Below are 8573 nucleotides of genomic sequence, written 5' to 3'. Positions count from 1 at the left end.
GGATGGCGGTGAACAGCGCCGCGACGCGGACCAGGCGCGGAATGGCTTCCCAGTTGGCTGCGACGAAGATCAGGATCGCGGCGCCGAACAGCAGCGCCGCCATCATCGCCAGGATCGACCCGAAGCTCAGCGACTTGCGCTCGTTGGCCTCGATATCGCGCACCAGCGCCTCGGCCGTCGGCGCGTCGATCAGGCCGGTCTGCCGCCATCGGGCGATGTCTGACCTGACCCGCGAAGCATAGCTCGCCATTTTCTTTCCCCCTGCCTCGGTCTTTTATTCGGCCCACCCGGTCAAACCGTTGACGCTACGGCATTTTCCGATTCGGGTTTCTTTATGTCGAAGCCGTGAACGCGCGTTAATGTTGCATTGCACAATTTGCATTGCTGCCATGCGCCAATGGCACTTTTAAATCGATATGACCCCACCTATTTTCTGTTCGTACACAAACGGAATGATCCGAACGAAAGACGAAACGAGCACTACCATGAACCTGATCCGCAACTACCGCAACTGGCGCCGCTACCGGGACACCGTCTCCGAGCTGAGCCGCCTGTCGAACCGTGAACTGACCGACCTCGGCATCAGCCGCAGCGACATCCACTACGTCGCTCGTAAGGCGGTCTAATCCTCTTCGGACCGCGAATGGTCCGAACCAGTTTTGAAGAAGAGAACGACAATGAACCTGATCCGCAACTATCGTAACTGGCGCGTTTATCGCGATACGGTTACCGAGCTGGGTCGTCTGTCGAATCGCCAGCTCCATGATCTCGGCATCGTCCGTGACGAGATCAAGATGATCGCCCGCAAGGCGGTCTAAGTACAAGAATTTCGCCAGGGTCGACCTCCTCCCCGACCCTGACGGATACGGCCAACCCTTACCTCCTCCCAAGGGTTGACCACTGAAACGGCGCCCGCCGGACCTCCTCCCCCGGCGGGCGTTGTTCCCGAAGCGAACGCAGTTCGTCTTCGAAGCGAACATAGTTCGTCTTTCGAAGCGAACATGGTTCGTCTTCCAAAGGTTTCGCCCCTTTTCAAACGGCGAAAGGAATTTCGTCAGAGCCGACCTCCTCCCCGGCGATGACGAATACGGTCGATCTTCACCTCCTCCCGAGGATCGACCCCCAAAACGACACCCGCCGGACCTCCTCCCCCGGCGGGTGTTGTGTTTCTGAGGCCGGCTTTGCCGCACTTCGGCCCGCCATCGGCCCTTTCCAGTCCTTCGCGCCAATTGCAATCGCGGCGTCAAGCGATTATTCCGGCGCCCATGAGCAACAATCCCGTTCACGTCATCGGCGGCGGCCTCGCCGGCTCCGAAGCCGCCTGGCAGATCGCTGAGGCCGGCGTTCCGGTCGTGCTGCATGAGATGCGGCCCGTCCGCGGCACCGATGCGCACAAGACCGATGGTCTTGCCGAGCTCGTCTGCTCCAACTCCTTCCGTTCCGACGATGCCGAAACCAACGCGGTCGGCCTGCTCCATGCCGAGATGCGGCTTGCCGGCTCGCTGATCATGAGCGCCGGCGACGCCCACCAGGTGCCGGCCGGCGGCGCGCTGGCCGTCGACCGAGACGGGTTTTCCGAGGCGGTGACCCGAAAGATCGAGGCACACCCGCTGATCACCATCGAGCGCGAGGAAGTGCCGGGCCTGCCGCCGGCGGACTGGGATGAGGCGATCATCGCCACCGGTCCGCTGACCGCGCCTTCGCTTGCCCAGTCGATCGCGCAGGCGACCGGCGCCGATGCGCTCGCCTTCTTCGATGCGATCGCGCCGATTGTGCATTTCGACACGATCGACATGAACACCTGCTGGTTCCAGTCGCGCTACGACAAGGTCGGCCCCGGCGGCACCGGCAAGGACTACATCAACTGCCCGATGGACAAGGACCAATATCTCGCCTTCGTCCAGGCGCTGGTCGACGGCCAGAAGACCGAGTTCAAAGAATGGGAAGGCACGCCCTATTTCGACGGTTGCCTGCCGATCGAGGTGATGGCCGAGCGCGGCGTCGAGACGCTGCGCCACGGACCGATGAAGCCAATGGGGCTGACCAACGTCCACAATCCATCGGTGAAGGCGTACGCCGTCGTCCAGCTGCGCCAGGACAATGCACTGGGCACGCTCTACAATATGGTCGGCTTCCAGACCAAACTGAAGCATGCCGAGCAGGTGCGCGTGTTCCGCACCATTCCGGGCTTGGAAAACGCCGACTTTGCCCGCCTCGGCGGCCTGCACCGCAACACCTACATCAACTCGCCGACGCTGCTCGATGCCTCGCTGCAGCTGAAGTCACGGCCGGGCCTGCGCTTTGCCGGCCAGATCACCGGCTGCGAGGGCTATGTCGAGAGCGCCGCGATCGGCCTGCTCGCCGGCCGTTTCGCCGCTGCCGAAAGGCTCGGCCATCAGGCCGCGCCGCCGCCACTCACCACCGCCTTCGGCGCGCTGCTCAACCACATTACCGGCGGCCACATCGTCTCGGACGATGAGCCCGGTAAACGCTCCTTCCAGCCGATGAACGTCAATTTCGGGCTGTTCCCACCGGTCGAGGCACCGAAGTCCGACGGCAAGCGGCTGCGCGGCAAGGACAAGATCGTCGCCAAGCGGCGCGCCATCACGGGGCGCGCGCTGGCCGATTGCCGCCAATGGCTGGGCCTGCCGGCGCAGGCAGAGGCGGCGGAATAACAGGCGCCGGTTGGCCTAAGGCGCAAAGTGGGATATTATCCTACTTCATGCCTTTTGGAGCAATCCCGTGGAAGCCGCCGAAAAACTCTCCGTCACCGTCACGCCTGCCATGGCGCGCATGATCCGCGAAAAGGTCGAGGACGGATCCTTCGGCTCGGCGAGCGAAGTGATCCGCGCCGCGCTTCGCGCCTTTCAGCGCGAAGAAGAGGAGCATGCAGAACGCATGGCGTCGATCCGGGCGCGGGTGAAGGCTTCGCTTGAGGACACGAGACCCGCGGTTCCGCTCGAAGAGGCAATCGAAAGAGTAAGAGGCCGGATTTCACGATTGGCACGAGACAAAGATGATTCAGCGTCTCGCCGTCGTTCTTAGGGAAGAGGCAATATCCGACCTCGAAGCCATTGCCGCCTATGTCCTTGATAGTAGCCGCAGCGAAACTACCGCCAACGGTTTTATCGATCGGATCAAGGAGCGTTGCCTGAGCATCGGTAACGCCCCTCGTGGTGGCCGGTCGCGCGACGACATCGTGCCGGGACTGCGAACTGTCCCATTCGAACATTCCGCCGTCATCGCCTACGTGATCGAGGACGATTTCGTCCACATCGTCAGGATTTTCTACGGCGGCCGCGACTATGAAACGCTGATGCGCGGCGACGAACCGTCCTAACTACTCCGCAGGCACGGCTGGCGCCGCAGGCAAGCCCGGCTTGCCCGCCTCGCCCGGATTTCGCCTGACATAGGCTGTTTTCAGCGTCTCCGACGTCTCGCGCGAGCCGTCGTGGCTCCAGCCGGGCGGCTGGATGAGGTAGTTCAGGCGCTGGCGCAGCGTCAGTCCCGGCATCAGCGCGTCCTTGAACATGCCGATCCATTCGTGGAAGGCCACTTTCAGCGGGTTGAAGGTGCCGATGTTCTTGACGATGCCGTAGCGCGGCCGGTCCTCCTCCAACTCCTCGACGAACGTGCCGAACATGCGGTCCCAGATGATCAGCGTGCCGGCATAATTGGCATCGAGATAGCGCGGATTGGTAGCGTGGTGGACGCGGTGATGCGAGGGCGTGTTGAAGATGAACTCGAACCAGCCCCACATCTTGCCGATCGCTTCGGTGTGGATCCAGAACTGCCAGACCAGGTTGAAGCCAAAGGTGAAGGCGATCACCGCCGGATGGAAGCCGAGCAGCACCAGCGGCGCCTGCAGCACGAACATGAAGGTGAAAAGCCCGGTCCAGCTTTGCCTCAGCGCCGTCGAGAGATTGTAGTGCTGGCTGGAATGGTGATTGACATGCTCGGCCCACACCCAGCGCACCCGGTGCGCGATGCGGTGGTAGACATAGTAGCGCAAATCGTCGAGCAGGAAGGCGGCGAGGAACACCCAGACCGACAGGCCGAGATTGAAGAAGTGGAACTGCCAAAGCCAAAGCAGCGCCCAGTAGGACACAACACCGAGCAGCAGCCCTGCAACGACGTTGCCGGTGCCCATCATCAGGCTGGTCAGCGTGTCGCGCGTCTCGAACGATCCCCTGGCGCGGCCTGTGCGCACCAGCCAGAGCTCGATCAGGATGGCGGCGACGAAGAACGGGATGGCGAGCTGGGTGACCTGCGGAAAATTGTAGTCGTCCATCACGCGGCCTCCCGGGTCCGATCATGGTCCTGCAATGCAGCCGCCACAGCTTTGGCGTCGGCCTCATCGGCAAAGGCGAACCGGCCGCCCTGCCAGGTGAAGTCGTTTGGCCTGATGGAGATCGAAAGCGGATCGTCGACGGTCAGGGCCAGGATGTCGCGCGGCGTGACGATGCGCGTCAGGAAGCAATCGCCGATGCTGCTGACGATACCGGCGCGCGCCGGCCCGAGGTCGAGGAATGCCGCCCGGCGGTCCGCCGTCAGACGCACCGCCGCCGGCTGTTCATCGGGAAAATCTTCGGCAAAACGCTGCAGCGCCTGATCCGTGCCGGCAAGCGTCGCGGTCGTGGTGCCGCCAGTGAAATGCACGGCAGCGACCGACAGCGCGATGCCGAACACGACAAGGGCGACCAGCACGGGCAGGCTCATGGAATGGCATCTCCTCCGGCGGCTTGCGCTTCTTCGACGCGAGTCCGACCGGCAGAACACCTAGCACGATTGACGTTTACGTCAAATGGCCGGCCAGCCTTTCGAGGCGCGACGCAGCAGCAGCCAGTGCCGGCGCAAAGCCGAAAGCCGCGCAGCGCCATCGAGCGGCGAGCGCCCTTCCATCTTGCCGAGATAGGCGCGCGTCAGCACCAGCGGCAGGAAGGCCGAGCGCAGCGAAGCCGGCAGCGCGGCGGCGCCGCGCTCGAAAGCACTGAGATGCTCGCGCGCCAGCGCGATCACCGCCGCCACCGCGCGCTGCGCGCCGGGGCCGCCGTCCGCTTTGACGAACTCTTCCGATGACGAGCCAGCCGCCGCAAGGATATCCGCCGGCACGAAGCATTGGCCGCGTCGACGATGCAGCGGCAACAGCAGCAGAAGGCCCGTGATCGCTTGGGCGCAGCCCGCCCTCCCAGCCAGTTCGGCGAAGCGCGGCGCCTCCTGGGGATCGAGCACCATTGCCGCAAGCTGTATGAGCGCAGCGGCGGTCTCGCCGCAATAGCCTTCGAGGTCAATGCGCGACGGCATCGCGTCGTCATAGAGATCGAAGATGCGAGCTTCGAGCATGTTGTCGAAGGCTGGCTTCGGCAGGCGGTTGGCCGCTATCGTTGCCCTCAGCGCATCGGCGATCGGATGGCCGGTCTCCGCATCGTTCTCTGCCGCGATGACATCGCGCCACCATTGCAGCCGTACCTCGCCGGGCAACGGCTCGTGGATACGGTCGCGAACGGACGCGATCTCTGCATTGAAGGCATAGAGCGAAAACAGCGCGTCGCGCTTGTCGGCAGGCGCGTAGAGCGCGCTGAGATAACGGTCATGGTCGGAAGCGCGCACCGCATCCATGACGATGTTGGCGGTATCGGCCACGTCAGTCGACGGCAATCAGCGCCGCGGCCACGGCGCGGTCTTCGGCGAGCAGGACATTGTAGGTCCGCACCGCCGCGCCGGTCGACATCGGATCGGCGGCGATGCCGGCTTCCTTCAATGCCGCGCGCAGCACCGCAGGCAGCGGCCGCAGATCCTTGCCGGTGCCAACCAGCACGATCTCGACCTTGCCGGCCTCGGCGAGCAGCTTGCTGAAGTCCGCCACCGTCAACGCCAGCGGATCGGCCGGCTCCCAGCCATGGATGCCGGACGGCAGGCAGAGCAGCGAGCCGCGATGCGACATATCGGCGAAGCGGAAGCCGCCATTGCCATAGGCCTCGATCGGCGCCCGGCCGGGGAAATGCGCCTCGCGGATGACGATGCCCTTGGCCACGGCCGCGGCGTCAGGTCGCCACGGCCTTGCCGTTCACCGGCTTCTCCTCGTCGGCGGACGTGGCCTGCGGCCGCAACTTGAACAGGATCAGCAGCGGCGCGGCGATGAAGATCGACGAATAGGTGCCGAACACCACGCCGAATAGCATCGCCATCGTGAACGAACGGATCACCTCGCCGCCGAACAGCACCAGCGCGAGCAGCGCCAGGATCGTCGTCACCGAGGTCAGCGTCGTTCTCGACAGCGTCTCGTTGATGGCGTTGTTCAACAGCTGCGGCAGCGGCATCTTCTTGTATTTCCGAAGATCCTCGCGGACGCGGTCGTAGACGACGATGGTGTCGTTCAGCGAATAACCGATGATGGTCAGGATTGCCGCCAGCGACGACTGGTTGAATTCCAGCCCGGTGATGACGAAGAAGCCGATGGTCATCACCACGTCGTGCACGGTCGCGATGATGGCGCCGACCGCGAACTGCCATTCGAAGCGGAACCAGACATAGACCAGGATGCCGAGCAGCGCGATCAGCATGGCGATCGTGCCCTGCTTGGCGAGCTCGCCCGAAACCGTCGGTCCCACCACTTCGACGCGGCGGAAATCATACTGGTCCTGCAGCTCGCCGCGCACCTTGTCGATGACGGTCTGCTCGGCGTTCTCGCCACCCTCCTGGGTGCCGACGCGGATCAGCACGTCGTTCGGCTCGCCGAACTGCTGCACCTGCACTTCGCCGATGTTGAGTTCGGTCAGCCTGCCGCGGATGTCGGCGAGATCGGCATTGCCGCTCTTGGACTGCACCTCGATCAGCGAGCCGCCCTTGAAGTCGATGCCGTAGTTGATGTCGACGGTCATGAACAGCACGACCGACAGGATCGACAGCAGGCTGGAGAGCGCGAATGTCCAGCGGCGGATGCCCATGAACGGGATCTTCGTGCCGGGCGGAATGAAGGTCACCGGAGCGCGCGGCAGTTCCTTCGGCCGCGCGCGGCGCAGCCAGATCGACACCAGCAGCCGGGTGAAGGTGAAGGCGGTGAAGACCGTGGTCAGGATGCCGATGGCATAGGTGATGGCGAAGCCCTTCACCGGCCCGGTGCCGAGATAGAACAGCACCACGGTCGCGATCAGCGACGTCACGTTGGAATCGACGATGGTCGCCAGCGCCTTGGTGAAGCCGGTATCGATCGCCTGGATGACCGAGCGGCCGGCCCGCCGCTCCTCTCGGATGCGCTCATAGATCAGAACGTTGGAGTCCACCGCCATGCCGATGGTGAGCACGATACCCGCGATACCAGGCAAGGTCAGCGTCGCGCCAAGCAGCGACAACAGCCCGACGATCATCGCCACATGCACCGCAAGCGCGATGTTGGCCAGGAAGCCGAGGAAGCCGTAGGCGACGAACATGAAGGCGACCACGAGGATCGAGCCGATGATGCCGGCGACCTTGCCGGCATGGATGGAGTCCTGCCCCAGGCCCGGACCCACCGTGCGCTCCTCGATCACCGTCAGCGTCGCCGGCAGCGCGCCGGCGCGCAGCAGCACGGCGAGGTCGTTGGCGCTCTGGGCTGTGAAATTGCCGGAGATCTGGCCGGTGCCGCCGAGGATCGGCTCGCGGATCTGCGGCGCCGAGATCACCTGGTTGTCGAGGATGATGGCAAACAGCTTGCCGACATTCTGCGCCGTCGCCTGGCCGAAGCGGGTCGCGCCCTTGGAGTCGAAGCGGAAGGAAACGACCGGCTCGTTGTTCTGCGAATTGTAGGTCGCCTGCGCATCGACGAGGTTCTCGCCCGATACGATGACACGGTTCTCGATCAGATACGGTACCGGCGGATCGTCCTGCGAATAGAGGATCGAGGAGCCTGCCGGCGGACGGCCGTTGAGCGCGTCCTGGACCGGCATCGACTGGTCAACCATCTGGAACGTCAGCTTGGCGGTCTGGCCGAGGATTTCCTTCAGCCTTTGCGGATCCTGCAGGCCGGGCACCTGGACCAGGATGCGGTCGTCGCCCTGCCGCTGCACGATCGGCTCGGTCGTGCCGAGCTCGTTGACGCGCCGCTCGACGACCTCGATCGACTGCGTCAGCGCCGTCGAGGTGCGGTATTTGATGCCGGCGTCGGTCACCGTGAACTTGAGCAGGCCGGGCTCGGAATCGTCCAGCGTCATCTCCTGGACGGATCCGCCGGTGAAGAGACCCGCCGCCACCGGGTCGGTCAGCGGCTTCAGCACCTTCTTGGCGGCGTCAAGCTGGCTGGGATCGGTGATGCGGACCTGCACCGTGCGGCCCGATCCGGAAAGGCCGGTGTAATTGATCTTGGGGTTGGCGTCGCGCAGCAGCGTCCTGATCTCGTCGCGCGAGGTCTCCAGCCGATCCTTGATCAGGTCGTTCTGGTTCATCTGAAGCAGGATGTGTGAACCGCCCTGCAGGTCGAGGCCGAGCGTCATCTGCCGCTTCGGCACCCAGCTGGGCAATTGCGCCAACGTGCTGGCGGGGAAGAGATTGGGCGCGGCGAGGACCACGGTGGCGGCCACGGCCAGCCAGATCAGGAT

At 64.1% G+C, this 8573-nt stretch carries 11 protein-coding genes; 5 read left to right on the top strand and 6 right to left on the bottom strand.

The features are described 5' to 3' along the window. Positions 1-250: DUF2157 domain-containing protein (locus EN780_RS21145; protein WP_128275214.1), on the bottom strand; the 250-nt coding region annotated here is incomplete at its 3' end. A gap of 235 nt (positions 251-485) precedes the next feature. On the opposite strand from EN780_RS21145, the gene EN780_RS21140 reads away from it, so the two are divergent. The 5 genes from EN780_RS21140 (at position 486) to EN780_RS21120 (ending at position 3340) form a co-directional block, all read left to right on the top strand. Continuing rightward, entirely contained in the window at positions 486-626 is a 141-nt protein-coding gene (locus tag EN780_RS21140; RefSeq protein ID WP_006335194.1) for a DUF1127 domain-containing protein, read from the top strand. A 51-nt stretch (positions 627-677) separates the two neighbouring features. Further along, positions 678-818 (top strand): DUF1127 domain-containing protein, encoded by a 141-nt coding sequence (locus EN780_RS21135; RefSeq protein WP_127284355.1) that lies wholly within the window; start codon positions 678-680, stop codon positions 816-818. 447 nt (positions 819-1265) lie between these two features. Next, on the top strand, positions 1266-2675 hold the full coding sequence (gene trmFO, locus EN780_RS21130) for a methylenetetrahydrofolate--tRNA-(uracil(54)-C(5))-methyltransferase (FADH(2)-oxidizing) TrmFO (protein WP_128275213.1): 1410 nt from the start codon (positions 1266-1268) through the stop codon (positions 2673-2675). A gap of 67 nt (positions 2676-2742) precedes the next feature. After that, complete coding sequence (locus tag EN780_RS21125; RefSeq protein WP_128275212.1) at positions 2743-3045, top strand: type II toxin-antitoxin system ParD family antitoxin; 303 nt, start codon at positions 2743-2745, stop codon at positions 3043-3045. Then, on the top strand, positions 3017-3340 hold the full coding sequence (locus EN780_RS21120) for a type II toxin-antitoxin system RelE/ParE family toxin (protein WP_189556637.1): 324 nt from the start codon (positions 3017-3019) through the stop codon (positions 3338-3340). Before EN780_RS21125 ends, EN780_RS21120 begins: the two co-directional genes overlap by 29 nt. Here the strand turns inward: EN780_RS21120 and EN780_RS21115 are convergent, their stop codons facing one another. From EN780_RS21115 to secDF, 5 genes are all read right to left on the bottom strand, one after another. Then, complete coding sequence (locus EN780_RS21115) at positions 3341-4291, bottom strand: sterol desaturase family protein (protein WP_189556635.1); 951 nt, start codon at positions 4289-4291, stop codon at positions 3341-3343. Then, entirely contained in the window at positions 4291-4719 is a 429-nt protein-coding gene (locus EN780_RS21110) for a hypothetical protein (RefSeq protein WP_128275210.1), read from the bottom strand. Before EN780_RS21110 ends, EN780_RS21115 begins: the two co-directional genes overlap by 1 nt. Positions 4720-4800: 81 nt before the next feature. Next, positions 4801-5619: a phytoene/squalene synthase family protein gene (locus tag EN780_RS21105; RefSeq protein ID WP_128275215.1), complete on the bottom strand. Its 819-nt coding sequence runs from the start codon at positions 5617-5619 to the stop codon at positions 4801-4803. Positions 5620-5644: 25 nt separating this feature from the next. Continuing rightward, the gene (locus EN780_RS21100) at positions 5645-6034 is read right to left on the bottom strand and encodes an Mth938-like domain-containing protein (RefSeq protein WP_128275209.1); all 390 of its coding nucleotides are present in this window, start codon (positions 6032-6034) and stop codon (positions 5645-5647) included. 10 nt (positions 6035-6044) lie between these two features. Next, positions 6045-8573 (bottom strand): protein translocase subunit SecDF (secDF, locus tag EN780_RS21095; protein ID WP_245500043.1); only part of this gene is annotated, 2529 nt, incomplete at its 5' end.

This window comes from Mesorhizobium sp. M4B.F.Ca.ET.089.01.1.1 (assembly GCF_004022605.1).
Taxonomy (GTDB): Bacteria; Pseudomonadota; Alphaproteobacteria; order Rhizobiales; family Rhizobiaceae; genus Mesorhizobium; species Mesorhizobium abyssinicae.
The sequence above is the reverse complement of the archived record's forward strand: the minus strand, read 5'-3'. Positions and strand labels throughout refer to the sequence as shown.